Annotated in this window: 24 protein-coding genes; 12 read left to right on the top strand and 12 right to left on the bottom strand. The window is 50.2% G+C overall.

From position 1 onward, the window contains the following. Window positions 1–18 precede the first annotated feature (18 nt). From BUB81_RS02055 to BUB81_RS02035, 5 genes are all read right to left on the bottom strand, one after another. Complete coding sequence (locus BUB81_RS02055) at window positions 19–810, bottom strand: ABC transporter ATP-binding protein (RefSeq protein ID WP_073317457.1); 792 nt, start codon at window positions 808–810, stop codon at window positions 19–21. Continuing rightward, complete coding sequence (locus BUB81_RS02050) at window positions 801–1,556, bottom strand: ABC transporter permease (protein ID WP_073317454.1); 756 nt, start codon at window positions 1,554–1,556, stop codon at window positions 801–803. The genes BUB81_RS02055 and BUB81_RS02050 overlap by 10 nt, the downstream gene beginning before the upstream one ends. Then, window positions 1,549–2,541 carry an ABC transporter substrate-binding protein gene (locus BUB81_RS02045; RefSeq protein WP_073317451.1) on the bottom strand — a complete coding sequence of 331 codons (993 nt, stop codon included), beginning with the start codon at window positions 2,539–2,541 and terminating at the stop codon, window positions 1,549–1,551. Before BUB81_RS02045 ends, BUB81_RS02050 begins: the two co-directional genes overlap by 8 nt. A gap of 113 nt (window positions 2,542–2,654) precedes the next feature. Next, window positions 2,655–4,172: an acetaldehyde dehydrogenase ExaC gene (exaC, locus tag BUB81_RS02040; protein WP_073317448.1), complete on the bottom strand. Its 1,518-nt coding sequence runs from the start codon at window positions 4,170–4,172 to the stop codon at window positions 2,655–2,657. Between the two features lie 126 nt (window positions 4,173–4,298). Further along, a complete protein-coding gene (locus tag BUB81_RS02035; protein ID WP_073317445.1) occupies window positions 4,299–5,459 on the bottom strand; it encodes a porin in 1,161 nt (386 codons plus the stop codon). 414 nt (window positions 5,460–5,873) lie between these two features. Here BUB81_RS02035 and BUB81_RS02030 point away from each other — a divergent pair, with 414 nt between their 5' ends. Continuing rightward, complete coding sequence (locus BUB81_RS02030; RefSeq protein WP_073317442.1) at window positions 5,874–7,166, top strand: NAD(P)/FAD-dependent oxidoreductase; 1,293 nt, start codon at window positions 5,874–5,876, stop codon at window positions 7,164–7,166. 37 nt (window positions 7,167–7,203) lie between these two features. On the opposite strand, the gene BUB81_RS02025 is transcribed toward BUB81_RS02030, so the two are convergent. After that, on the bottom strand, window positions 7,204–8,562 hold the full coding sequence (locus tag BUB81_RS02025; protein WP_073317439.1) for an 8-oxoguanine deaminase: 1,359 nt from the start codon (window positions 8,560–8,562) through the stop codon (window positions 7,204–7,206). Window positions 8,563–8,895: 333 nt separating this feature from the next. After that, window positions 8,896–9,576: a hypothetical protein gene (locus BUB81_RS02020; RefSeq protein ID WP_073317435.1), complete on the bottom strand. Its 681-nt coding sequence runs from the start codon at window positions 9,574–9,576 to the stop codon at window positions 8,896–8,898. 110 nt (window positions 9,577–9,686) lie between these two features. Between BUB81_RS02020 and BUB81_RS02015 the strand changes: the two genes are divergently transcribed. Continuing rightward, window positions 9,687–10,040: a VOC family protein gene (locus BUB81_RS02015; protein ID WP_073317432.1), complete on the top strand. Its 354-nt coding sequence runs from the start codon at window positions 9,687–9,689 to the stop codon at window positions 10,038–10,040. 58 nt (window positions 10,041–10,098) lie between these two features. Here BUB81_RS02015 and BUB81_RS02010 read toward each other — a convergent pair whose 3' ends face one another. Together BUB81_RS02010 and BUB81_RS02005 are read right to left on the bottom strand one after the other, a co-directional pair. After that, entirely contained in the window at window positions 10,099–10,665 is a 567-nt protein-coding gene (locus BUB81_RS02010; protein ID WP_073317429.1) for a YceI family protein, read from the bottom strand. A gap of 32 nt (window positions 10,666–10,697) precedes the next feature. Then, window positions 10,698–11,234 carry a cytochrome b gene (locus BUB81_RS02005; protein ID WP_370239854.1) on the bottom strand — a complete coding sequence of 179 codons (537 nt, stop codon included), beginning with the start codon at window positions 11,232–11,234 and terminating at the stop codon, window positions 10,698–10,700. 308 nt (window positions 11,235–11,542) lie between these two features. Between BUB81_RS02005 and BUB81_RS02000 the strand changes: the two genes are divergently transcribed. The 3 genes from BUB81_RS02000 (at window position 11,543) to BUB81_RS01990 (ending at window position 13,055) form a co-directional block, all read left to right on the top strand. After that, complete coding sequence (locus tag BUB81_RS02000; protein ID WP_073317423.1) at window positions 11,543–11,851, top strand: hypothetical protein; 309 nt, start codon at window positions 11,543–11,545, stop codon at window positions 11,849–11,851. Between the two features lie 55 nt (window positions 11,852–11,906). Continuing rightward, window positions 11,907–12,470, top strand: coding sequence for a CBS domain-containing protein (locus tag BUB81_RS01995; RefSeq protein WP_073317420.1), 564 nt, complete (start codon window positions 11,907–11,909; stop codon window positions 12,468–12,470). A 135-nt stretch (window positions 12,471–12,605) separates the two neighbouring features. Beyond that, window positions 12,606–13,055, top strand: a complete 450-nt coding sequence (locus BUB81_RS01990) for a hypothetical protein (RefSeq protein WP_084526125.1) — start codon at window positions 12,606–12,608, stop codon at window positions 13,053–13,055. Window positions 13,056–13,058: 3 nt separating this feature from the next. On the opposite strand, the gene BUB81_RS01985 is transcribed toward BUB81_RS01990, so the two are convergent. Beyond that, on the bottom strand, window positions 13,059–13,385 hold the full coding sequence (locus BUB81_RS01985; RefSeq protein ID WP_073317418.1) for a TfoX/Sxy family protein: 327 nt from the start codon (window positions 13,383–13,385) through the stop codon (window positions 13,059–13,061). Between the two features lie 145 nt (window positions 13,386–13,530). Here BUB81_RS01985 and BUB81_RS01980 point away from each other — a divergent pair, with 145 nt between their 5' ends. Together BUB81_RS01980 and BUB81_RS01975 are read left to right on the top strand one after the other, a co-directional pair. Then, the gene (locus tag BUB81_RS01980) at window positions 13,531–14,352 is read left to right on the top strand and encodes a hypothetical protein (protein ID WP_073317416.1); all 822 of its coding nucleotides are present in this window, start codon (window positions 13,531–13,533) and stop codon (window positions 14,350–14,352) included. An 80-nt stretch (window positions 14,353–14,432) separates the two neighbouring features. Then, window positions 14,433–15,329: a surface lipoprotein assembly modifier gene (locus BUB81_RS01975; protein ID WP_073317414.1), complete on the top strand. Its 897-nt coding sequence runs from the start codon at window positions 14,433–14,435 to the stop codon at window positions 15,327–15,329. A 17-nt stretch (window positions 15,330–15,346) separates the two neighbouring features. Here BUB81_RS01975 and BUB81_RS01970 read toward each other — a convergent pair whose 3' ends face one another. After that, window positions 15,347–16,738 carry a S8 family serine peptidase gene (locus BUB81_RS01970; protein ID WP_073317412.1) on the bottom strand — a complete coding sequence of 464 codons (1,392 nt, stop codon included), beginning with the start codon at window positions 16,736–16,738 and terminating at the stop codon, window positions 15,347–15,349. 302 nt (window positions 16,739–17,040) lie between these two features. On the opposite strand from BUB81_RS01970, the gene BUB81_RS01965 reads away from it, so the two are divergent. The 3 genes from BUB81_RS01965 to BUB81_RS01955 are packed head-to-tail and all read left to right on the top strand — an operon-like array spanning window position 17,041 to window position 18,842. Further along, window positions 17,041–17,562 carry an RNA polymerase sigma factor gene (locus tag BUB81_RS01965; RefSeq protein WP_073317410.1) on the top strand — a complete coding sequence of 174 codons (522 nt, stop codon included), beginning with the start codon at window positions 17,041–17,043 and terminating at the stop codon, window positions 17,560–17,562. Beyond that, complete coding sequence (locus BUB81_RS01960; protein ID WP_073317408.1) at window positions 17,559–18,299, top strand: hypothetical protein; 741 nt, start codon at window positions 17,559–17,561, stop codon at window positions 18,297–18,299. Before BUB81_RS01965 ends, BUB81_RS01960 begins: the two co-directional genes overlap by 4 nt. Window positions 18,300–18,317: 18 nt before the next feature. Beyond that, window positions 18,318–18,842 carry a CC0125/CC1285 family lipoprotein gene (locus BUB81_RS01955; RefSeq protein WP_073317406.1) on the top strand — a complete coding sequence of 175 codons (525 nt, stop codon included), beginning with the start codon at window positions 18,318–18,320 and terminating at the stop codon, window positions 18,840–18,842. A gap of 497 nt (window positions 18,843–19,339) precedes the next feature. Here the strand turns inward: BUB81_RS01955 and BUB81_RS01950 are convergent, their stop codons facing one another. After that, the gene (locus tag BUB81_RS01950) at window positions 19,340–19,948 is read right to left on the bottom strand and encodes a TetR family transcriptional regulator (protein ID WP_073317404.1); all 609 of its coding nucleotides are present in this window, start codon (window positions 19,946–19,948) and stop codon (window positions 19,340–19,342) included. Between the two features lie 126 nt (window positions 19,949–20,074). Between BUB81_RS01950 and BUB81_RS01945 the strand changes: the two genes are divergently transcribed. Together BUB81_RS01945 and BUB81_RS01940 are read left to right on the top strand one after the other, a co-directional pair. Then, window positions 20,075–21,208, top strand: a complete 1,134-nt coding sequence (locus BUB81_RS01945; RefSeq protein WP_073317402.1) for an efflux RND transporter periplasmic adaptor subunit — start codon at window positions 20,075–20,077, stop codon at window positions 21,206–21,208. Window positions 21,209–21,223: 15 nt separating this feature from the next. Further along, on the top strand, window positions 21,224–24,331 hold the full coding sequence (locus BUB81_RS01940) for an efflux RND transporter permease subunit (RefSeq protein ID WP_073317400.1): 3,108 nt from the start codon (window positions 21,224–21,226) through the stop codon (window positions 24,329–24,331). Window positions 24,332–24,366: the final 35 nt, after the last annotated feature.

Raw genomic sequence — 24,366 nt, 5'->3', positions numbered from 1 at the left:
AAGTTCGGTAGCATGCTTTTACCCCGCCGTTTGCACGTTTGGTGGTATTTGGTTTTTCTCATCGGTCAGCCACGCGCGCAGTTGTTGGGTAATCGCTTGAATATCGGCGTTGTCGATGGGTCTCGGTCGTGGCTGGGGTATTTGCATTCGGTGCTTTATGCTCATGGGAGAACGGCCTGCAACCACGACTCTGTCTGCGAGTGCCACCGCTTCGTCAACATCATGAGTAACCAGTAATACCGACGTGCGCTGTTTCGCCCATAACAGTAACAAACGTTCTTTTATGTCCGACGCGGTTTGAATATCCAGTGAGGAGAAGGGTTCATCTAATAGCAGGATGTCCGGTTCATAAGCAAACGCCCGGGCCAGCGCGGCGCGTTTAAGCATGCCACCCGACAGTTGATTCGGAAAAAACTGTGCGTTGTCAGCCAGGCCCACTTCTTCGAGCCAGTATCTGGCGCCGTCGATTTTGGCTTTTCGCGAGCCATTGATAACCAGTGCAACATTGTCTTGTAACGTTAACCAGGGCATTAAGCGATGCTCCTGAAACATCAGTGCGACTTTGGCATTTTGTTGGGTATTCAGCGTGTTGTCGCCGTAGGTAATGGCACCGCTAAAATCCTTGTCGAGGCCGGCCATGATATTCAGCAGCGTGCTCTTTCCTGCCCCGGATGGCCCGGTTAAGGCTACAAATTCTCCCGGGTGTATAGTCAGGGAAAAGTCACGAATAACCGGTCTTGTTGCGTTATTTAAACTCTTAGAATCTAAGAATGCTTTATTGGCCACGCAGACCCCGTAACTTAACGCCATCGTAGACCCCTCCGTTCCCAAGGACGCAGAATCCCTGCTTCAACGGCAAAAATAATACAGGCAAATGCCAGGGTATAAGCCAGCACGCTGGTGATATCAAAAAACTGGAAAAACAGCGACAGTTGAAATCCTACGCCGCTACTGCAACCGAGCAGCTCTACAACCAGCACAATTTTCCAAACCAGCGCGAGTCCACTGCGGGCCGCGGCTAAAAAATACGGGTACAGTTGTGGCAAATATACGTGGGTAACCTGGCGCGTTAAGGGCAGTCGATACGCTTTACCTACCGCCAGTAACTGAGCGTCGACAGCGCGCGCTCCTTCGCGAAGGGTAACGGCGATGTTGGGTGTTTTGTTTACAATCACTGCGGTGAGTGCAGCTACTTCATTCAGACCAAACCAGATAAAACAAAGAATGATCGTTACCAAAGCCGGAATATTCAGCGCCAGGGTGGTAAGGCTGTCGAGCCATAAATCAAGGTACCGGAATTTCCCCATCAGAATACCAAGTACACTGCCCAGCACCATCGCGATACTAAAACTAATCGCAATGCGCCCCAGCGTAATACCTAAGTGGTGAGGTAATTCACCGGATTCCGAGTGCTGCCACAGACTGTTAATTACCTCCAGTGGAGACGGGAGCAGCGCAGGCTCGATGAGGCTTACAACAGATTGCCAAATTACAATCAGCCCTACAACAGAGCATACGCGAATTAGCGATGCATGGGGCTGTTTAGGATTATTCATGGGATCCTAACACGGTGTTTTGCCAGAATAGGGAAGTGGGAAGGGTGTCCAGTTGCCCGGTTAGCGTTTGGGCATCGTCGTATTGCTTGATTACCCTTAGGATTGTTTGCATGTCCTGCCAAGTCGCCGGTCCCCACCGGGTAGGAATGCCCGCACGATAGGCACTGATCAGCGCAGGTTGAACCGATGCCGGGTATTTACTTGTAAAAGAATTAATATTCTTCCACATGTCGTCCTGTTTGTTGAGCATGCTACGGATAGCATATGAGCGTTGCAGAAAAGCGTTTACCAACTCAGCATGTTGGTCGCCCCACTCACGTTTGAACAGCCACCCCAGCACAGGTACTTCTTTTTGAATACCAAAGCTGTTGAGTATGTCCTGCATGGTGAGCATGGGCGTGTAGTTGTCGTTGGTAAGCACAGCCGCGTAATGCCAGAAGGTGAGTACCGCATCAATATCACCGCGTTTCAGGAGTGAGTTCAGCATTGGCGGTGCCGCGAACTTGATGGTCGTAATGCTGGCAATATCAACATTAAATTGCTTGAGAGCATAGGCCCGGTACAGGATGTAGTTTTTATTGGCTTTGCCTCCGGCAATGCCCAGTGTTTTTCCGTCCAGTGCCTTGATTGACTGGTTGCTCAGCGCAGGGGATGCGATAAGGGTCCCTGCAGCGGTTGAATAGGGGTAAAAATAGAATTCACGCTGATGAAGATGTTGGCGAGCGGCCCATAGCCAGTCACCTATGATCATGTCCACCGCTCCGCCTTGCAGCGCAATAGTTAATGCTTGCGGCGAACCTAATGGAACCAGTTCAAGCTGATAGCCAACGTTTTCAGGTGCGTCTTGTTTGGCAATGTCGAGTTCCCAGTTAAGGGTACCGTAGGTCAATACACCAACGCGAAGTACGGGAAGCTGACTGGATGCATGTGCCGTGGGTAACAGCAGAAGAACGAGAAATGATGAGATAAGAACGGCGATTCTCATACGTTCACTTCTAACCTCAAAGTAAGTGTGAAACGGCAAGTGACTCGCGAAGGCCGTAAAAGATCTCCGCGCGAACGCGGAGATCGTTACTTACGCCAGTAATGGCAACGCTTTTAGAAAAAGCCCAATGGGTTGATGTCGTAGCTAGTCAGCAGGTTTTTGGTTTGCTGATAGTGGTCGAGCATCATTTTGTGGTTCTCACGGCCCACCCCAGATTTCTTATAGCCACCGAATGCTGCGTGAGCTGGGTAAGCGTGGTAGCAGTTCATCCACACACGACCCGCTTCAATGCCGCGACCCATACGGTAGGCAAGGTTTGTATCACGTGTCCAGACACCTGCACCTAAGCCAAACTCAGTGTTGTTGGCAATAGCCAGTGCTTCTGCTTCGTCTTTAAAGGTAGTTACACCTACAACCGGGCCGAAGATTTCTTCCTGGAACACACGCATGTCATTTGAACCTTTCAGCAGTGTTGGTTGTACATAGAAACCGTTGCTGAAACCTTCAACGTTGGCAGGGCCGCCACCGATAAGTACCTCGGCACCTTCTTTCTTACCGAGTTCCAGATAACCCAGAATTTTTTCGTACTGTTGTGCTGATGCCTGCGCACCAACCTGCGTATCGGTATCGAGCGGGTTACCACGTTTGATTTGCTGAGTACGGGCAATAACCAGAGAGATGAAATCATCGTACATATCTTCCTGGATCAGGGCACGTGAAGGACACGTACATACTTCACCCTGGTTGAAGAATGCCAGAACCGTACCTTCAACACATTTACTCAGGAACTCATCTTCGTGCTTCATGACATCGCTGAAGTAGATGTTTGGCGACTTACCGCCCAGTTCCACAGTAGAAGGAATAATGTTGTCTGCTGCACATTTTAAGATGTGGGCACCTACTGGGGTTGAACCAGTGAAAGCAATTTTTGCAATACGCTTGCTGGTTGCCAGCGCTTCACCCGCTTCTCTACCGAAGCCGTTTACAACGTTCAGTACGCCTGGTGGCAGTAGGTCACCAATGATTTCCATTAGAACCAGGATAGACGCAGGTGTCTGCTCAGCTGGCTTCAGTACGATACAGTTACCCGCAGCCAGCGCTGGCGCCAGTTTCCACGCAGCCATCAGTAGTGGGAAGTTCCATGGAATGATTTGGCCAACAACACCTAAAGGCTCGTGGAAGTGATACGCGATAGTGTTTTGGTCAATTTCGCTAATACCACCTTCCTGAGCGCGGATACAACCTGCGAAATAACGGAAGTGGTCAGCAGCTAAAGGAATATCAGCGTTCAATGTTTCGCGAACTGCTTTACCATTATCCCAGGTTTCGGCTACGGCCAGCGCTTCAAGGTTGGCTTCAATACGGTCAGCTATCTTTAAAATCAGATTAGAGCGTTCAGTGACTGAGGTTTTGCCCCAGGCTGCTTTTGCTTTGTGAGCGGCGTCCAGCGCCAGTTCAATATCTTCCGCTGAAGAGCGTGGGATTTCACAAAATACTTCGTTGTTAACAGGTGATACGTTGTCGAAATACTGACCTTTAACGGGAGCAACCCACTCGCCGCCAATGTAGTTTTCGTATCGTGATTTAAATGAGACGACAGAATTTTCTGTTCCAGGTGCTGCATAGATCATGTTGCTTACTCCGGTAATCAATTATAAAAGCGTTGCCAGATTGTCGATTGCGCGGGAGGTATTTTTTCCTCCCACAACGGCATCGACGGCCGTAATACAAAGCTGCTTTCTGGCAATCAAGCAGCCTTAAAAATTAACAATGGCACCAACGGCAACGGTGTCTGCTTCTTCGGCACCCAGGATGCCGCTGAATTCGCTGGTTGAATACTCAACTGCGAAGGTCACGTTGCTGTTGTACGAATGGAACCACGCGGCTTGCATTGCTTCATGAGCAATGTAGTCAGCGTTCTCAACTTCGTTTTCGCCGTAAGACAGGACAAAACGGTTGGCGTCCAGCGTGTAAGACGCTTGCAGTAAGTAGCCCTGACTGTCTAGTTCGTTGTAATCAGTGTCATACATAGTGACTTGAGCCAGGCCTAATGCGGCTTCGGTTGGGCCAAGCAAAATACCGATACCTTCACCGCTGTAGCCTGATGCATGCAACGACACGCCACCAAAGCCCACTTTCACACCGTAAGACGTGCCCGTTGAGTCAACGTCGCCCATGGATGATTCAGAAGACTGATTCAGGAAGCCAACCCAGGCTGTTACTGAACCGCCGTCAAATTCTGTGCTGTAAGTCACCTCACCTTCGATACGAGGTACAGATTCTTCGCGGTCGGCGGCACCATTTACTGGTGATGGATCAACTAAAGCCACCGCGACTTTAAGACCACCGGCGAAGGTTGGAGAGGTATAGCGAATTTGAGAAGCCGGGAAGGGGTAGGTGTAACCTGAACCGATGTTACCGAACGATACGCCCTGGCCGTCTACCAGACCCAGGGTGTCGTTGACGTTGCCGTAACCAAGCAGAATTTCGTCAAGGAAGATGTTACTGCGGTTAAACAGTGTAAAGTCTTTACCCAGCAAGACCTGACCCCAGTCAGCATCTAATGTGGCATAGAACTGACGTACGTCGATGCCGGTGCTGGTAACGCCTGTATTGGTGTCGTTAATGGTTACCCAAAACGATGAGCGGCCGCCGACTTTCATGTCGCCAACTTGTTTGCTGAAGCTCATACCCAGCCAGTTTGGCAGGAAGCCCATTTTTACGCGTGACTGTTCACGATCGCCATTTGGACCGCCATCAATCGATGAATTAACGTAAAATGTGTTAAAAGACGCGTCTACCGACACGGTTGCTACCTCTGCATCGTCATAAATGGTCACTGCGCCATTCGCTGAAGCCGCTGCAAGAGTAAGACAGGCAATGGATAGTGGTTTATACGCAAATTTCATGTTTTTCATGTGTAACCCTCGTTATATTTTTTTAAATTTTGCGCGGAGTAACACTTTTTTCTATCCCACTGTCACTCTCATCAAACGGTAGCGATTCGTTGCCGCCACTCTTTGGAATGAGTATTGTTTAGGCGAGGAAAATTGAGTACTCCACAAAGGAGCCTTTTGCGTCACACTTTAGTCGCCGATGAATGCTGGCCAAAAGAACTACTACCAAAGTGCTGGTTAAAACGGTGGGTTTTTAACTAGCTGTAAAGTGCTATTCTGAGCGCCCGTAAAGTCCTAAGAAAGGCACTGGCTTTTGCTGAGTTTGTTAACATAAAATGGTGACATCGCCAGAAACGACTAAGCCGGTTTATGAGTGTTGATTGATGTGTGCAGGACACCTGTGCAGACCAATTCACATTTATAAATAGGTCTATTATGAAAAAAATCGTTGTGGTTGGCGGCGGTGCGGGCGGTCTTGAGCTCGTAACCCGTTTAAGTAAAACCCTCGGCAAAAAGAAGCTGGCAGAGGTTATCCTGGTGGATCGCAGTCGCACTCACGTATGGAAGCCCCTGCTGCACGAAGTAGCTGCAGGCATCATCAACAAAGCGTCAGACGGCGTGGATTACCGCATGCACGCGGCTCAGCACCACTACCAGTTCCAACTTGGAAACATGAGTCTTATTGACCGTGAAAACCAAAGTATCTATTTGGACCCACTTTACGATGATGACGGCGAGGAAATCCTGCCAGAGCGTACGGTTGAGTACGACTATCTGGTGCTGGCATTTGGCAGTGTAACCAATGATTTTGGCACGTTAGGAGTAGCAGAGCATTGCTACTGCCTGGACTCGTTGGATCAGGCTGAGCGTTTCCACAGAGCCCTGTTAAATCAACTGCTTAAGATTAATCAGGATGGCGTGAACAAAGATAAAATTCACGTCGCTATTGTAGGCGCAGGGGCGACAGGTACGGAACTGGCTGCGCAGCTTCACCATGTGGCGAATCTCGCGCGTGCTTATGGTATGCCGGAGATGTCTGCTGAACGTTTGAAGGTATCGATCCTGGAAGCCGGACCACGTATTTTACCTGCGTTGCCAGAGCGCATTGCCGCGTCGGCTCGCAAGGCACTGACCAAATTAGGCATTGATGTGCTGGAAGGGACACGCGTTGCACGGGTTGAAAAAGCGGGGTTTATTACCGCCGAAGAAACGCTCATCGAGGCCGATTTGATGGTCTGGTCTGCAGGTGTAAAAGTGCCTGATTTTATAGCAGATTTGAATATTTTTGAGCTGAACAGAGCAAATCAAATCCTGGTGACGCCGGAATTACAGAGCACTGTCGACAACAAGATTTTTGCGGTGGGTGACTGCTGTGGTGTGTTGCAGGAAAATGGCAAATGGGTACCGCCACGGGCCCAGTCCGCCCACCAAATGGCCAGTTTGGTCGCCAAAAATCTGGTCAATCTGTTTATGCATAAACCGCTGCAAACCTACACTTACACCGACTACGGTTCGTTGGTGCACTTAAGTAAATACTCTACGGTGGGAAGCTTAATGGGCAAGCTGTCGAACAGCAGCATGTTTATTGAAGGAAGGCTCGCTAAAATGGTCTATATCTCTCTGTATAACATGCACTTATTTGCGGTGCATGGGTGGCTCAAAGGGGCGTTGATACTGCTTACCCGCAAGGTCAGTAACCTGGTAAGCCCGCGACTTAAGCTCCACTAAACTATAAGGCCCGGTGTATTCCGGGCCTGTTTGTTTTCTAGCCTGTTATCAATGCACTGGCGGCTGCTTTGTGGCGTGAAGTAAGGTCCGGTAAATCCAGGCCGTTGATTTGTCCATCGGTCACGCGCCATTCACCATTTACCATGACATGTTCTGCTCGCTCTGCACCGCATAACAGCAGGGCTGCGATGGGATCGTGGGAGCCACTGAAACGCAGTTCATCCAGTCGAAAACAGGCTAAATCCGCGGCTTTGCCTTCGGCTATTTGGCCAATATCGTCGCGGCCTAACACAGTGGCAGAGCCGACGGTTGCCCAACTGAGGACTTTCTCTGGGGTAATAGCCTGAGCGCCATATTTCAAACGTTGTAAATACAACGCCTGGCGCGCTTCATACATCAGGTTTGAAGCATCGTTAGACGCAGAACCATCTACGCCTAAGCCAATCGGCGCGCCGGCTTCAATGAGATCTAACGTGGGGCATATACCTGATGCCAGACGCATATTCGACACCGGACAATGGCAAATGCCAGTGCCGGCTGCACCTAAACGGCGTATTTCGTCGTCGTTAAAGTGAATGCCGTGAGCCAACCAGGTACGGTCGCTTAACCAACCCACACTCTCCAGATAATCAACCGTGCGCATGCCAAACATCTTCAGGCAAAACGCTTCCTCGTCGAGGGTTTCAGCCAGATGAGTATGCAAGCGAACGTCCTGCGCTTCGGCCAACTCTGCGCTTTGCTGCATGATTTCCCGTGTAACGGAGAATGGGGAACACGGGGCCAACGCAATTTGGATTTGCGCGTTTGGACCGCGTTCGTGGTATTGCTGAATCAGTCGTTCGCTGTCTTTTAGAATGGCTTCACCGGTCTGCACCGTATGTTGCGGCGGCAGGCCGCCATCGGCTTCTCCCAGACTCATCGAGCCGCGGGTGAGCATAGCCCGCATGCCCAGTTGCCTCACGACATCCACCTGAATATCAATGGCGTCGTTAAGGCCTTCCGGGAACAGGTAATGATGGTCGGCCGCCGTGGTACAGCCCGATAAGAGCAATTCAGCCATGGCGACCTGACTGGCCAAATGCAACGCTTCTGGCGTCAATCGAGCCCAGACCGGATACAGGGTCTGCAGCCACGGAAATAACGGCTGGTTTACTACCGGTGCCCAGGCACGGGTAAGGGTCTGATAAAAGTGGTGATGGGTGTTGATTAATCCGGGCAGAATAACCAGTCCTGAGGCATCAAATACCTCGTCACAGGCGGTTTGCGGCTGCTCGTTGTTGTATAACAGGGACTCAATGACACCACCGCTGATCACTAATCCGGTAACCGGTTCGGCTGATTCAGGGGCAAAAATACAAAGGGGATTTTTAATAAAAATGCGCTGAGTTGCAGGCATAACGATTCTCCATTCAATGTTGAGGTATGCCAGCTCAGTTATGCCCTGTCTGCTGATCCAGGGGAGTGTGTTGAACTCGGTAACAGTTTACTTGATTAGGCGCTAAATTAAACCCTGAAAAACGACTTTATGCGCGTTAATTAATTGTAAGTTTATTAACAATTTGGCGGTTGTCAGTGGCAATGTTTAAGCGCGTTTTGCGGTGGTTTTAAGCCGTAACACTGGAGCCGAAAACGGCTGTTTGTAACATCTGATTAGCAAGTGTATTTCACTTTTTTAATTCGCCTGTATGGCAATCTGTCGCCAATTGATACCAAAGTACAGGTGTGTGGATCAGGTGCCAAGGTTGTCAGAATGTGTTGATGGTGGGTTGGTGATTGCCAGCCAGACACCAACACTCAGAAACCAGATAATCATGCCGCTTAGGTACGTGAATTCCAAGTAGTGGAATGACGAATTGAACAGTACAAGCACCCCAAGCACACCTACAGCTATCCCCAGGATCTGCAGAATGGGGTGAAAACGTCGTTGGAATAGCAGGTAAACATTCATTAAGCACAACCAGACGTCAATGCCCCACTCAGTGCTGGCTCGCAATTTAATCAGTACCGAATAGATCGTCATGGTCTGCTGGGTAAGCTGTTGATGGGATTCGAAATGCTGCTGTAAAAACAGTTCGTTAGATAACGTCTCGATGGTAAACATAGCAATGTCGTGACACAAAGCCACATAGGCTACCAGCGTGCACAGTGTCGAGAATCCGCCCAGTGGCGGGGTAGTTTGCTTTACCAGCGTACGATTCAGAAATAAAACCGACAGACCCACTAACGGAAAGATAATAAAGTGCCATACGTGCAATAGCACGCCGTATTGCTCAATAACCCGCAACCGGCCTTCGGGAAACACATAGATATCCGGTGCAATCCATTTCAGTGTGACCGCGCCAATAATGAAGCACGCTGCGCAAGTGAAAGCCGCGATAGCACCCTGTAGCTGAATTCTTCCCTGTGTCATTAACTCTGTCGCCGTGTTTATTTTGCCAGCATTCAGTTTGCTCGCGGTTCATTTTCTGGCACATAATAAACCCAGACGCTCGTTTAGCCAAAAATAAGCAAGGAGTTAGCATGGCAGTTCAGGACATAAAAGCATTTGTTCCCTGCAAGAACTATGAGGTTTCAAAGGCGTTTTACGAGGAAATAGGCTTTTCATTGGCTTACGTAACCGATGATCTCACGCTTTGTGAAAGCGGTGAGTGTGCGCTGTTTCTGCAACGCTTCTATGAACCGGCGCTGGCGAATAATTTTATGCTGCAAATTTGTGTGGATAGTATTGAGCAGGCCTATGAGCGCTGTAGCAGGAGTCAGCACAAGACTAATCTCAAAGAAGTCAAACAAGAGTCGTGGGGAAAGGTGTTCTATGTATGGGGGCCGAGTGGCGAGCTACTTCACATCACTGAGCTAAACGAATACATCGGATAGAAAAAAGCCGGACGCTGAACGCATCCGGCTATTGTAATTAGCGTGGTTAATCACTCGATTACTGCTTCACGCCTTCCACGTGTAGAGACAGTTCAACGTGGGTCGATGCCGGGCCCAGGTTGTAGTCGATACCATAGTCTTTTAAAGCAATGGTCGTGGTGCCAGCGAAACCTGCGCGGTAACCGCCCCATGGATCTGCACCTTCACCAATTTTTTGTGCGTCGATAACGATAGCATTGGTTTTACCGTGCAGAGTAAAGTCACCATACACTTTTAGTTTATTGCCACCCAGGTCTTCTACCTTGGTGCTGACGAATTTGGCTTCCGGGTATTTCTTTACCGACAGGAAATCACCGCCGCGTAAATGCTTGTCACGCTCAGCATGGTTTGAGTCGATGCTGTTGGTGTCGATGGTCACGGTAATGGAAGACGCTTCTGGCTTGGCCGGGTCGTAGCTGAAATTACCGCTGAAATCGTTAAAACGGCCAGTTAACCAGGAATAACCTAAGTGTTGAATTTTAAAGTTAACCGATGCGTGTGCACCATTGGTATCAATGACGTAGTCAGCGGCATTGGCAGCCAAAGATGACAATCCCAGTAATGCACCTATTACTAATTTTTTCATTTCACTCTCCTGTATTCTCAATAAAAAAAGGTTTACCGGTGACGGCCCGTCATTTGCGACAAGGTGGCGTCCCGACTAATAAAATGGTGTTTGAATGCCGCCAGGGCGTGAATAACCACTAGCCCAATCAAACCGTATGCCGCGTATTCGTGAACTTCCCCGGCAATGTCTGATTGCTCGGCAAATAGCTCACCTGCGCCGGGCACAGTGAACCAGTTAAATACTTCTATACCCCTGCCGTCAGCGGTCGAGATCAAATATCCACTCACAAAAATAGTAATCAGCAGCGCGTATATACCTGCGTGACCCAGACTCGAAAGTATGCGTTCCACAGCGCTACCGAAACGCTCTGGACGCTGAGTGCGGGTGCGCATCAGCAATCTGGCAAGGGTTACCGCAGCCAGAATTAGGCCTGTGCTTTTGTGCCAGTGGGGGGCGGTTCGATACCATTCGCTGTAATACGTCAGGTCAACCATCCATATGCCAACGGCAAACATGCCTATCACCACGAGTGCCGTTACCCAATGAATAATAATCAGCCCGAAAGGCCAGTTCTTTGGTGTCGCCAAAACCATTTCCTTGCGTAGTTAGTCGTCGCATTGGGTAAATTACTTATCCGATGCGAACAGATTATCTAACCTGTTTCATTAAAAACAGTCCAATTATTAGAGTGAAAGATTCTAAAAAATAGGACGTAACTAAACTTATCATCGAAGTTTGTTTTGAAAAATAGGTAGAAAAAGCGAGTGTCACAGTCTCTGATATGCCACTTAACCAGTTTTTTCCGCTATTGGTCGGTATTCTACTTTATTCCGGAACTGTTCAGGTCCATCTTTACTCTTAACAACATCCCTTGTTTATTTTGGAATTGCTTCAGATGAAGGCTTGGTTACTGATACTCACACTGATAGCGCTGGCAGGTTTGCCTGGCTCAGGTGCTGCTGTGCAGTCAGGCTTACATGGTCAATGGAGTAGCGTTGATAGCAACCTGGCTGAGGCTGAGAGCGCCGAGGTTGAACAAGGCATTGAGTCTGACCAGCAGGACGATGGCCCCGGTGTAATCAGTAGTGCTAAAGGTATGCGGTTTGCGCCTCAGGCAAGCACGGTTCCCGGCCAGCTCCAGACGCAACTGTCAGGCTCATTTTATTCCGGATATGCCATCAGGGCCCCACCTGTATTTAGTTAATCAATCGACTCAGCGGCGCATTGCGCCACTTTCTTAATTTTTCGAGGATTAACTCATGCATCATTTAACACTTTGCCAAACTGAAGCTATTGATACGCTAGCGCACCCTGAAGTCTACGACCACGTTGAACTGGCGTCTTCGGCACTAAGCATTTTCACTGATTTTCATGAACACCAACCGCTGGTCATTGACGGTAATGTAAAAGCCATAGAACTGGAAAGACTAATGCGTCAGTCTCACGTAAAAATGAAGCTGGTATTAGACAAACACGAGCAATTCGTGGGTATCGTGACGCTGGCTGACATTACTGAACAAAAAATCCTGCAGCGCGTTGTGCAATTGGGGCTGCCCCGCTCTGAATTGCTGGTGGCTGATATGATGCAACCCAAAGCCGCATTGCAAGCCTTTGACTACCACGAACTGAAGGTCGCATCGGTAAAAGATGTGGTGGATACGCTGCAAGACAACGGCAAAATGCACTGTTTGGTTATCGACAAGCAACAGCACGAAATACGAGGCGTGATCAGCGTGAGTGACATAGCTCGCATCTTGCGGGTTCCACTGGATATTCAGTCACAGCCTTCATTTGCCGCACTGTCGCATATAATTGCAGCCTAAACTGAAGAGTCGGATCGGGGGCCTTATAGCCCCCGACGTTTAATTATGAACTAACAAGAACAGTAGTATCCAAAAATACGCTCGCTAACGGAATATTTGTTACACTTAATATACAGCACGCAGTGAGGACGAGAAGTGGCAACGTTTTACAATAAACAACACGGTGAGTTTAGCCTGATAATGAATCAGGATGTGGTATTAACCAATGCCGTGGGCCCATGGAACCTCGAGTGTATTGAGCAATTTGGTATCGATTACGCCACCAGTGTGTATTCAGCAAAAGTGTCCAGGTGGGCTGACATTATCATGCTGCAGGGAGAAAGCCTGCTGGTACCCGATGCAGAAAAAGATCTGCAGGTGCGCATTGCCCGCGCAGTAGAAACCGGCTTGAGTCACGTAGCGGTAGTGATGTGTAAGTCAGAAGTGAAGACCACCGCAAAACTGCAAATGAAGCGCCTCTATCGCAATCTACCCGCCGAGCTGGCATTTTTTGAGACGGTTCAAGAAGCCATTGACTGGATCACTGAGCATGGATATCGCTGTGAGGCCTCGGTCATTGAAGCATTTTTTGACGACACACCCTAGGGCCTATTTCCCGGCCAATGCAGCCGCATAAGCCTGACGCGCCCAATCGCAGGCGTCATCCGGATCATCATAAATTTCTTCCGGCGCTTCCATGTAACTAAGCGCGATGGTTTTGCCTTGTCGGACATAAGTAAACGGTGAATAGCCCCGTTCTTCAAGCGCCTGCTTCATTCCGGCGTCCACTTTTATATAAAGCTGATCGCTCACTACCAACGCAAACATTTTTCCCTGACTGAACACGCCATGGCCACCAAACATGCGCTTTAGATGAATAGGTCCAAACGTACTGAAGACATCATGCAGACTGTTAGCAAATTGGTTTGCGGACATGGGGTTAACTCCTTCAATGGGGCCGAAATATCAGTCTACTGCCCGGCTTTTTTTAACTCAATCTGCATTTTTTTCATTTTAGAGGGAATAAACCTCAGGTCCTCTCCGTTAACTCAATGTCAATGTGACATAACTGGAGATGATTATGAAAACTTTTACTTTTACTTCACTGATTCTGGCAATGGGTTTGGCACACGGTGCCGCGCAGGCACAGTCTGTTGAATCCGACGTCACGTTTAACCAATCTACCGCCGCTGATGCACAGACTTCAGCAAGTACCGACCCAACTACGGCTTCGTCTGTAACACTGTCGTTCGCAAACCAGTCTAATGTAAAGGCAAACAGCAACGCCAATGAGCAAGTAGCAGATGAGTCAGCAGCTCAATCAGAAGAAGCAACGACTGAGGTAGCAGAGTCTGCAGAAGGCACGGCAGAACAATCGACAGAAACGGTGAGCGAGTCTGAAGAGACTATGGCTGAAACCGGACAACAAGCAACCGCGTCAGCTGATACCGCACTTGAACAAAGCACTGATATCGTGACGGACTTGCCGGTTGCGGAGCTGTCTCAATCACTACAAGGTAGCCTGCAAGGAAGTCTGAATGTCGTCGCTGATGCCGGTGGCTCAATCAGTTCAACCCTGAATGGCTCGGGCGACGCAATCAACAGCGCGGTAAACGGCACTTTGCAAAACACCATTGATGCTGCAACGGCATTGCAAGTGGCGGACGCTGCTTCGGTTGAACAGGTGGTGTCGTCTGCCGTGTCAGCCACTGTTGCTCAAAATGTGTCTACCAGTGCGGTAACGCAAGTTAGCGATACCGTAAACAGTACAGTCACTAACAGCGTTTCCAGTGCGGTGGATGGCGCGGTTGAAGGTGCTGTTGAGGGCGCGGTAGAAGGTGCAGTATCCAGCACGGTTAACAATGCCGTGGCTGCCAATATCAGCTCGATTCTGGGCAACTAATCACATCAGTACGTAGAGGGAAGGCATGCGCCTTCTCTTTACTGTTTGTGCAACAAACCGATAATTGAAGGGGTCTTCCGATGAAAACGACACTGATTTTTGCTGCCATTACTGCCGTGAGCGTACCGGCTGTTGCGACGGTAACCTACAAAGGGGAGTTACAGGCTGGTGCGCAATACGACTCGAACGTCACAGTGACAGAGTTGGATCGTGCCAGTAATCAATCCGATTACGCGGGTTACCTGAAAGGCAAGCTCAGCGCAGATTGGCAAGCCACGGATGCGTTGTCCTTTAACGCCGGCGTGAACCATCAGCGCACGCAGTATCAGGACGCAACCGACTTCAACCTGGCTATTACAACTTGGAATGTGGGCGCAGGCTTAAAAACCCGTTTGGGTAAGTGGGGCGTGCATAGTTACCTGGCCGATGCGGCACTGGACGGCAATGACTTCATGCGTTATCAGCAGTCTGGGGTGAGCTGGCAAAACAGCATTACCGCGAAAACCTACTTGCACATAAGTGCTGACTATCTTCAAAAGCGCTTTGACACTGTGCCAGAACGCAACGCCAATGGTGGCCAACTATCTACACAATGGTTTTACATGCCAGACATGGAGGGGCAGATGATCAATGTGGGTTATACCTATCAGTATGAGGACGCCGACATCGACAGACTCGACTTTACTGGTCATGCCGGCCAGCTTAGCTGGACATATCCCACACAATGGTGGGGCACGCCAACATCACTGAAGGCACAATATCAGTTTGCGTATCGGGACTATCGGGAGGCTGAGGCCTTTTTGTCGGTAACCCAGCGCACTGACCGCCAGCATACGCTTGGTGTAAGCGCCAGCTATCAGTTTTCGAAGTATGTCGCATTCGATATTGGTGCGAAATACGCCGACTATCAGTCAAACCTGTCAATAGCTGACTATCAGGAGAACCAGGCGAATGTGGGTGTTACCGCGAAGTTTTAGCCAACGCATTCGGGGGACTATTTTGCAGGCAGCCAGGCGCCTTCGCCAAATACCGGATCCCAGCCTGGCTCGCCTTTATCCTGCAACTGTTGTCGCAATGCCGGCGGAATGGCGGTTTGCGTCGTGTCGCTTCCTGACTGGCATGTTCGCCACTGCGCTAACCATCCGGCCACGGCTGGTGAGGCAATAGACGTTCCGGTTTCTGGTCCGGTTTCTCCTTTAACCCGGGCTGTGAGTACACTTACACCGGGAGCCGATAGCGCCACTTGCTCCCCCTGATTTGCCCATCGATAAATATTGCCTTGTGCGTCGACCGCCGACACCCCAATAACGTCAGGATATGCCGCTGGAAACAAGGGCGGAGCCGCTGGTCCGGCATTGCCTACGGCTGCAATCAGCGTAACGCCTTTAGACGACAGCCCCGCAATGGCTTTTGCCAATAATGGGTTGTCAGGGCCGGTCAGACTCATGTTGATAACCGGTACCTGCTGACTCGCCAGCCAGTCCAGTCCACTCACTAAATCGAACAGACTGGCTCCTTGCGATACCTGGGTTCGGGCATAAAACACGGCCGCATTAACTACCTGACTGTTATGGGCCAGATGTTGCTGAAGAATACCCGCTACCGCGGTGCCATGGGCACGGCTAAGCGGCAATGACGCGTCAATGAATGTGTGCTCGCGAACCTGCAATGTGGACAGTAATGGGTGAGTATCTTCAATAGCTGAGTCCAGCATACCAATGCGCGCCGGTGTCTCACACAGGGGTTTAGTTTCAACCGAACTTGTTGTTGCGGCGCTCTCTTTTACTGCTGCACCTTCTTCGTTCGCTTCTGCCGGGTTGCTTTGAGTCAGGTACACATGGTTTCGGCCAAGCTGAGATTGCAAATGCGCAGGTAACGCCGCTTTTATTCGGTTAAGTGAATTAAAGGCATCGGGAACCTGAATATTAACAAGCCAGCTGTCGAGCAGTGACACATAACGTTGTTTGGTTACCGAAAACGGGGATTGTTCAAACCAGGCTAAATCGGCCTCTGACGCATACACTACCCATTCTCTCGCTATAGCAAGCTCGCCCTGTGGCGTGATCTCTTCCCGCAACACCGTGTGCTGTAGGGAATCTACGACACTGATGGCTTGTTTTACCGGTAACAGCGCATTGGAAAGGTCCGCTGTTAATGTGCTGGTAAGGGCCGGTAATAGTTCAGGCAATGCGGGCTTTTCAGGCCGGATCAGCCGCTCGGTTACACGGTTTGCAGGCAACCGACGAGTCAGATCTTCGATAGGTTGAGTCACCGAACGGGTTACGCTTGGCAGGACTTGTGCATTTACCAGTGAAATAGGACTCAGCACTACCGCAGCTGCGATAAGCGAACGTGATAGTAACTTAGTGGATAACGATAACTTCATAGTGACACCTTATTACAAAAGTGAGATTTGCGATAGCCGTCGTCCAGGATGCTTAAGTGAAGCTTCGCTGTCATTCTGGAAACAACATTACTGTCCGGGCGCCCTGTGCCTCGTGGATGACACTGAAGTTGCGTGCCAAAATGAGGAACAAGGCTCCCGCTTTGTTAGCTGGGATACTGAGTTAACGAAATAAATTAAAAAAAATTCCAATTAATGGGAATAAAATAAATCCTGTCTCGTTAACACTATAAAAGAGGCAAGTCAGGTGACGAAATATCACCTTTGCAGTGTAGGAAATGACAATGACAAAAACGCAATCAGAACAGCTTAAAGCAATGTTGCCGGTACTCAGACGGTTTGCCTATTCGTTGACAGGCAGCATGGCCGACGCTGACGATTTATTACAAAACACCGTGGAAAAATTACTGACTAAGCCAGTACCCGACGACGTTGAGTTGTTGGCATGGTCGTATCGCATCTGCCGGAATTTGTGGATTGATGAGTATCGGGCAAACAAGGTACGTCAGGCCGCGGTGCATAACCCTGAGTTACAGCAAGCCGAAGTGGATGCCACGGCGCAAATCACTTCTGATATTACGTTAAAGCAGGTAGAAAGCGCCATGGCAACCTTACCTGATGACCAGCGCGAAGTACTTTCGCTTGTCGCAGTGCAAGGGCTGTCGTATCAGGACACGGCCAACGTGTTGTCTGTTCCTTCGGGGACGGTAATGAGTCGGTTGGCACGTGCCAGGAGCAAATTGGCACAAATACTGTTTTTAGAAAAAGGCACCAAAGGCCCGAATGGCAATGAGGTAACGGCATGAAGATCACCGACGAACAACTCAGTGCGTTTTTAGATAACGAACTGGATGACGAGCAAATGGCGCTGGTACGTGATGCTATTGCCGCCGACGAAACCTTGTGTGACCGCATGGCAACCTTAAGTATGGTCGATCACGTTGTTAAACGTGCTGCAGAGCAAGCAACGACCGGCCCTGTGCCTGAGCACATTGTTGCGCTGTGCGATTCGGCATCTGAAAGTAATGTCGTGTCTTTTACTGATCGCAAGGCTGAGCAAACTGCACAACAACCAACGCCAAACTCGAACACACGTTGGCTTAGAGGAATGGCAATGGCTGCCAGTGTTGCGCTAGTGGGCTTGTTAGGCTGGCAGCAATTAATGGGTGACCAGCCGGGTGATGCAGGCCAGTGGCAGCAAATAGCCGCGGTACTGGATAGTCAGACCAGCGGCAGCCGCTATAGCGCGGGTGACGTCACCGTCATGCCTCAGTTGTCCTTTGTGCATCAGGACGGCGCGTTGTGCCGACAGTTTACTGTTTCAGGTCAGTCTCGTAACGATGCGGTGATCGCCTGCAAAAAAGACGGCTCATGGCAGCAACGGACGTTAGTGCCGATGACGCCAACCAACGGCCAGACAGGTGAGTATCAGACGGCGACCTCTGCCCATGAGTTAGACAAGGTGCTCGACACCATCATTAAAGGCGCTCCGTTAAATCGTGAGCAGGAACAACAAGCAATTCAATCAAACTGGCAGCAGTAACTGCCATTGGAGGTAATCATGAAAACATTAATGAAACTTGCCACATTAGTGATGGCTATGACACTGGCCGCCTGTGCCAGTCAACCTGCCTACCGTGCTGCTGAAAATGGTGGGTATGGATATTCGGAAACCAAACTGACCGATACTCAGTACCGGGTGTACTTTAAAGGGAAAGGCAGTGACAAAACCAAAGCGATGGACTACGCCATGCTTCGTGCAGCAGAGATCACGCTTGATCAGGGTTACGACTGGTTTGTAGTGGCTAATCGCGAAACCATGGTAGACCGTGAAAAAGTATCAATGGAACCGGAAATTGGCTTTTCTAAACGCTACACCCGCGTTACCGATTGTGGCCTGGTTACCTGTCGCACCAGCTACTACCCGGAATCGACGCTGTCTACAGGGATTTACGTCGGCGGCCGTGAGAAAAGCGTTATTGAAAGCGCACTGGATATTCAGTTAGGTCGCGGCACCCGCCCGGACTCCAGCGCTAGTTTCGATGCGCGTCAGGTGAAAGAAAACTTGTCGCCGAAAGACGAATAATCCGGGAAATCGTTACGATAAAGCCAGCATGAGAAGTGTCATCCCGGGCTCGCCCCGGGATCTATTCAAAAAGGCTGTGATTTCAAAACGACCACTGTTTGATGTGTCTAAGATCCCGGATATCGCTGCGCGATTCCGGGACGACGGATGGGGATATCGCTGCGCGCTTCCGGGAAGACAGATGGAGATAATCGCGTCACATTTTCCGAGACGACAACCACACCGTCATCCCGGGCTTGCCCCGGGATCTAATCGAAAAGGCCGTGATTTCAAAACGACTACTGTTTGATGTGTCTAAGATCCCGGATATCGCTGCGCGATTCCGGGACGACGGATGGGGATAATCGCGTCACATTTTCCGAGAAGACAACCACACCGTCTTCCCGGGCTTGCCCCGGGATCTATTCGAAAAGGCCGCGATTTTAAAACAACCTCACCGTCATCCCGGGCTTGCCCCGGGATCTATTCAAAAAGGCCGCGATTTTAAAACAACGAAGCTAGCGCCATTTTCCAAAGAACACGCCAAATAACTTGGGAGCCATTTCTTTTAATGAAAACTCGTCAGGGTTCTCCAGGTATTCAACGACAATCCCGCGGAAAAAGCAGTTCAGAGCCATGGTCAGCGTTTTGGGATCAAGGTCGGCAGACAAGGTGCCTTGCGCCTGAGCTTTGGCAAAGAATTTTTCTAGCGTGGCTTGTTTTTCTTCTTTGGCGAGTCGGGTCTTTTCCTGGCAAACCTGCAAGCTTCCGCTGTAGTCGCATTTAAGCAAAAACAGCGACAGTACTCGCTGTAAATGCGGGTCTTCTTCCAGCCTCACTGTGAGGTCACAACACACCTTTTCCAGCTGGCGGAGCGGGTCATCGTAGGATTTCTCTAACCCGTCTACCAGTTCTTGAATGAACGGCTTGTGCAGTTCATCGTAAAGGGCCATAAAGATGTCGGTTTTGTTCTTAAAGTGCCAGTAAACAGCCCCTCGGGTAACGTTTGCGGACTTTGCTATTTGCTCCAGGGTTGCACGCGCTACCCCTTGAGATGAAAAGACATCTACCGCGGCATCAAGGATAGCGGCCCGGGTTTGTTCGGCTTCTTCTTTAGTTCGTCGCATTTTTGACTTTTTTGGTCTGATTGACAACATACATACACGAATGTATTTTAAACTATATCTAAGTTGTCTATTTGTCCAGCTTTCCTGTCACAGCTGTCCTCAGGAATTTACTAAGTAAAGAATTTTATGATCAAAAAACTTGTACTTGCTGCACTGTCAGTGTCAGTTATAGCCGTTACCGGATGTTCTCAGGAGTCAGGCGGTCAACAAGCCGCTGGTGGCCAGGGCGCACCATCCGGCGTGCCCGTTAATGTGGTAACGGTGGAGCAGCAAAATGTGTCTACAACATTAGAGCTGCCAGGGCGCGTAAGTGCCTTTCGTCAATCCCATGTCCGTCCTCAGGTCACCGGCGTCATTACTCAGCGTTTGTTTGAGCAGGGTACCGTTGTGGAAAAGGGCCAGCAGCTATATCAAATTGATGATCTGCAATATAAAGCAGCACTCAACAGTGCCAAGGCCGATGTCGCTTCTGCTAATGCCAATGTGAAAACACTAAAGGCTAAGGCAGCGCGATATAAAGACCTGATGAAAGTCAACGCAATTAGCGGCCAGGAGTACGATGACGTCGTCGCGCAGCTCGACCAGGCTATGGCAGCAGTCAGTGTAGCTGAAGCGCAGGTGGCACTGGCTGAAGTGAATATGGATTACACCAAAGTGTATGCGCCAATTAGTGGGCGCATTAGCCGTTCTTTTTACACCGAAGGTGCATTGGTTACGGCGAACCAGACCGACCCGCTGGCAACGATTACCCAGTTAGATCCGGTTTATGTTGATGTGCAGGTATCAAGCGAACAGGCATTGGGCCTGCAAATGGCGCTTCGTGATAAAGGCAGCTTAACCGTTGACCTGACAATTCCTGGTTCGCATCAGTCGCTGGAAGGGCTGAAAGGTACTGTAGAGTTTTCGGAAGTCATCGTGAATGAATCTACCGGCTCGGTGACCATTCGTGCCCGTTTCCCGAACCCGGATAACATTCTGTTACCTGGCTTGTATGTTCGCGCCACTATTCATCTGTCGGATACGGCAGCCCTGGTTGTGCCGCAGCGAGCGACCATTCGTCAGCCGGATGGCAGTTTGTCGGTGTGGGTAGTCAATGGCGACAACCCAGAGCTGCGCAGTATTGGTGTGTTACAGGCATTCGATGGTAACTGGCAGGTGAGTAATGGCTTGTCTGCAGGTGAGCAGATCATAGTGGCGGGTTATCACAAACTGCGCCCTGGTGCCAAAGTCATGCCTATTCCATTGTCGAAAGACGCATAATTACAGGACCCATTCATGGCTAGATTTTTTATCGATCGCCCGGTTTTCGCTTGGGTACTGGCAATCATCACTATGCTGGCGGGTGTAATGGCGATAACCAGCCTGCCCATTCAGCAATATCCGACAGTTGCGCCGCCGTCTGTAACGATTTCTGCATCGTATCCGGGCGCGTCTGCGCAAACCGTCGAAAATGCGGTAACCCAGGTTATTGAGCAACGTTTGACCGCCATCGACAACCTGCGATATTTCCATTCGAGCAGCGCGAATGGACGAATGACCATTACCCTGACCTTTGAACCGGAAGCAGATCCGGACATTGCGCAGGTACAGACCCAGAACAAAGTGCAGGGCGCGGTATCTCAGTTGCCGTCGTCGGTACAGCAAATGGGCGTGACGGTCACTAAATCTAATAACAGCTTTATGATGGCTGTGGGTTTCTACTCTGAAGATGACAGCATCGACCAGTATGAGCTGGGTGACATTCTGTTGTCTAAATTCCGCGACCCGATTTCACGGGTAGACGGTGTTGGTAGCGTGCGCGCATTCGGTGCGCAAAAAGCCATGCGTATTTGGTTAGATCCGCAGCGTTTATACAGCTACAACCTGACGCCCCAGGACGTGCAAAGCGCCATTGCGGTGCAAAATACCGATGTATCTGCCGGTGAGTTAGGTGGCCTGCCTGCGATTTCCGGTCAGGAAATAAACGCGACTATTCAGGCGCAATCCCGACTGCAAACCGAAGACGACTTTGAGCGAATTTTGTTGCGGGTAAATGCCGACGGTTCGCAGGTACGACTGCGCGATGTGGCGCGTGTTGAACTGGGCTCAGAAAGCTACGGTGTGATTTCGCGATACAAACGTCACCCGGCTGCGGGTATGGCGTTGTCACTGGCATCAGGTGCCAATGCACTCGATACTATCGACCGGGTAAAAGCGCGTGTCGAGGAACTCAAGAGCAACCTGCCTGCTGGCGTGAAAGTGATTTACCCAATCGACAACGGCCCCTTTATCGAACTGTCTATTAAGTCGGTTGTACAAACGTTACTTGAAGCCATTGTACTGGTGTTCCTGGTCATGCTTCTGTTCCTGCAAAACTGGCGAGCTACGTTAATCCCAACCATTGCTGTACCGGTTGTACTGCTTGGCACGTTTGCTGTCCTTTACGCATTTGGCTTCAGCATAAACGTACTTACCATGTTTGGTTTAGTACTGGCTATCGGCTTGCTGGTAGATGACGCCATTGTTGTTGTGGAAAACGTGGAGCGGATTATTCATGAAGAAGGCCTGAGCCCGAAAGAAGCAACTAAGAAATCCATGACTCAAATCACCAGTGCGCTCGTGGGGATTGCCGCGGTACTGTCTACGGTGTTTATTCCAATGGCGTTTTTCTCGGGTTCTGCGGGGGCCATTTATCGTCAGTTCTCCATTACCATTGTATCTGCCATGGTGTTGTCGGTACTGGTAGCTATTATTCTTTCGCCGTCGCTGTGCGCCACTTTCCTGCGCGCGGCCGATGCAGAAGGCGAAGCAAAAACCGGGTTCTTTGGCTGGTTTAACCGTACCTTTAACAAAGGGCGCGACCGGTATCAGGGCGCAACCCGCTTTATGGCGAATCGCCTGGCGCGCTTTGTGGCACTGTATACCTTACTCGTTGCGGGTATGGTGGTGATTTTCATGCGTTTACCGGGCTCGTTTTTACCGAACGAAGATCAGGGCTTCCTGATGATGATGCTGAATACCCCGGCGGGCTCCAGCGCTGAGCGTACACTTGAGTCGGTAGCCAAAGTAGAAGATCACTTCCTCGAACAAGAAGGCGATTTGGTTGATCACATGTTTACCGTTACCGGCTTTAGCTTTGCAGGATCTGCTCAGTCATCGGCATTAGGCTTTATTCGCCTGAAAGACTGGTCTGAGCGGACCGAGCCGGGCACCAGTGTCGAAGCGGTAGCAGGACGTGCTTATCCGGCGCTTGCTCAAATCATTGATGCCAGTGCTTTTGCATTCTTCCCACCGCCTATTCGCGAACTGGGAAATGCGTCGGGCTTCGATATGCAGTTGCTGGATGTGGCGGGTCGCGGGCATGAAGCCTTAATGCAAGCGCGCAATCAACTGCTGGGTGCAGCAGCACAGAATCCAAAGCTGGTAGGCGTGCGTCCAAATGGGCTTAACGACGTCCCTCAGTACAAAATCGACATCGACAGCGAGAAAGCGACGGCGTTGGGTGTGTCATTAAGCGATATAAACAGCACCCTGCAAATTGCCTGGGGCTCATCGTATGTGAATGACTTTATTGATGACGGCCGCATTAAGAAAGTGTACCTTCAAGCCGATGCACCGCACCGCATGATGCCGGATGATCTGAACAAATGGTATTTGCGCAACAGTGCCGGTGAAATGGTGCCTTTCAGTGCGTTTGCCTCCTCGAAGTGGACCTATGGTTCACCGCAGCTAGAGCGTTTTGATGGCGTGTCTTCAGTCAATCTGCAAGGTTCAGCTGCCCCGGGAATTAGCTCGGGTGAAGCTATGCAGGAAATGGAAAAGCTGGTCGCTGAGATGTTACCTGAAGGTTTCGAGATAGCCTGGTCAGGCTTGTCGTATGAAGAACGAGCTGCGGGTTCACAGGCAGGCTTCCTGTATGCGATTTCGATTCTGGTTGTTTTCCTGTGCTTGGCCGCGTTGTACGAAAGCTGGGCAGTGCCGTTCTCGGTCATTCTGATTGTGCCGCTTGGTATTTTGGGTGCCGTGGTCGCCGCCTACCTGTTCAACCTGTCGAACGACGTTTACCTGCAGGTGGCGTTTTTAACCACTATCGGTCTGGCTGCGAAAAACGCCATTCTGATTGTCGAGTTTGCCAAGGTGCTGCAGGAAGAAGAAGGCAAAACCGTTATGGAGGCGGTGACCATGGCGGCTAAACAGCGTTTCCGCCCCATTCTGATGACCTCAATGGCGTTTATTCTGGGGGTAACCCCGCTGGCAATCGCAAACGGCCCGGGTGCAGCAAGTCAAAACGCGATAGGTATTACCGTAATCGGCGGGATGTTTGCAGCTACCTTCCTGGCTATCTTCTTCGTACCCATGTTCTACGTGTTGATATCCAAATTCTCAAGGCCAAAACAGAGCTAGAGAAGCCAATATTAAAAGCCCGCTCATTCGAAGCG

It is taken from the genome of Marisediminitalea aggregata, from assembly GCF_900129565.1.
Classification (GTDB): domain Bacteria; phylum Pseudomonadota; class Gammaproteobacteria; order Enterobacterales; family Alteromonadaceae; genus Alteromonas; species Alteromonas aggregata.
The sequence above is the reverse complement of the archived record's forward strand: the minus strand, read 5'-3'. Positions and strand labels throughout refer to the sequence as shown.

Coding starts and splice junctions, on each gene's coding strand:
- BUB81_RS02055 (WP_073317457.1), bottom strand. CDS start 810: ATGGCGTTAAGTTACGGGGTCTGCGTGGCCAATAAAGCATTCTTAGAT.
- BUB81_RS02050 (WP_073317454.1), bottom strand. CDS start 1,556: ATGAATAATCCTAAACAGCCCCATGCATCGCTAATTCGCGTATGCTCT.
- BUB81_RS02045 (WP_073317451.1), bottom strand. CDS start 2,541: ATGAGAATCGCCGTTCTTATCTCATCATTTCTCGTTCTTCTGCTGTTA.
- exaC (WP_073317448.1), bottom strand. CDS start 4,172: ATGATCTATGCAGCACCTGGAACAGAAAATTCTGTCGTCTCATTTAAA.
- BUB81_RS02035 (WP_073317445.1), bottom strand. CDS start 5,459: ATGAAAAACATGAAATTTGCGTATAAACCACTATCCATTGCCTGTCTT.
- BUB81_RS02030 (WP_073317442.1), top strand. CDS start 5,874: ATGAAAAAAATCGTTGTGGTTGGCGGCGGTGCGGGCGGTCTTGAGCTC.
- BUB81_RS02025 (WP_073317439.1), bottom strand. CDS start 8,562: ATGCCTGCAACTCAGCGCATTTTTATTAAAAATCCCCTTTGTATTTTT.
- BUB81_RS02020 (WP_073317435.1), bottom strand. CDS start 9,576: ATGACACAGGGAAGAATTCAGCTACAGGGTGCTATCGCGGCTTTCACT.
- BUB81_RS02015 (WP_073317432.1), top strand. CDS start 9,687: ATGGCAGTTCAGGACATAAAAGCATTTGTTCCCTGCAAGAACTATGAG.
- BUB81_RS02010 (WP_073317429.1), bottom strand. CDS start 10,665: ATGAAAAAATTAGTAATAGGTGCATTACTGGGATTGTCATCTTTGGCT.
- BUB81_RS02000 (WP_073317423.1), top strand. CDS start 11,543: ATGAAGGCTTGGTTACTGATACTCACACTGATAGCGCTGGCAGGTTTG.
- BUB81_RS01995 (WP_073317420.1), top strand. CDS start 11,907: ATGCATCATTTAACACTTTGCCAAACTGAAGCTATTGATACGCTAGCG.
- BUB81_RS01985 (WP_073317418.1), bottom strand. CDS start 13,385: ATGTCCGCAAACCAATTTGCTAACAGTCTGCATGATGTCTTCAGTACG.
- BUB81_RS01980 (WP_073317416.1), top strand. CDS start 13,531: ATGAAAACTTTTACTTTTACTTCACTGATTCTGGCAATGGGTTTGGCA.
- BUB81_RS01975 (WP_073317414.1), top strand. CDS start 14,433: ATGAAAACGACACTGATTTTTGCTGCCATTACTGCCGTGAGCGTACCG.
- BUB81_RS01970 (WP_073317412.1), bottom strand. CDS start 16,738: ATGAAGTTATCGTTATCCACTAAGTTACTATCACGTTCGCTTATCGCA.
- BUB81_RS01965 (WP_073317410.1), top strand. CDS start 17,041: ATGACAAAAACGCAATCAGAACAGCTTAAAGCAATGTTGCCGGTACTC.
- BUB81_RS01960 (WP_073317408.1), top strand. CDS start 17,559: ATGAAGATCACCGACGAACAACTCAGTGCGTTTTTAGATAACGAACTG.
- BUB81_RS01955 (WP_073317406.1), top strand. CDS start 18,318: ATGAAAACATTAATGAAACTTGCCACATTAGTGATGGCTATGACACTG.
- BUB81_RS01950 (WP_073317404.1), bottom strand. CDS start 19,948: ATGCGACGAACTAAAGAAGAAGCCGAACAAACCCGGGCCGCTATCCTT.
- BUB81_RS01945 (WP_073317402.1), top strand. CDS start 20,075: ATGATCAAAAAACTTGTACTTGCTGCACTGTCAGTGTCAGTTATAGCC.
- BUB81_RS01940 (WP_073317400.1), top strand. CDS start 21,224: ATGGCTAGATTTTTTATCGATCGCCCGGTTTTCGCTTGGGTACTGGCA.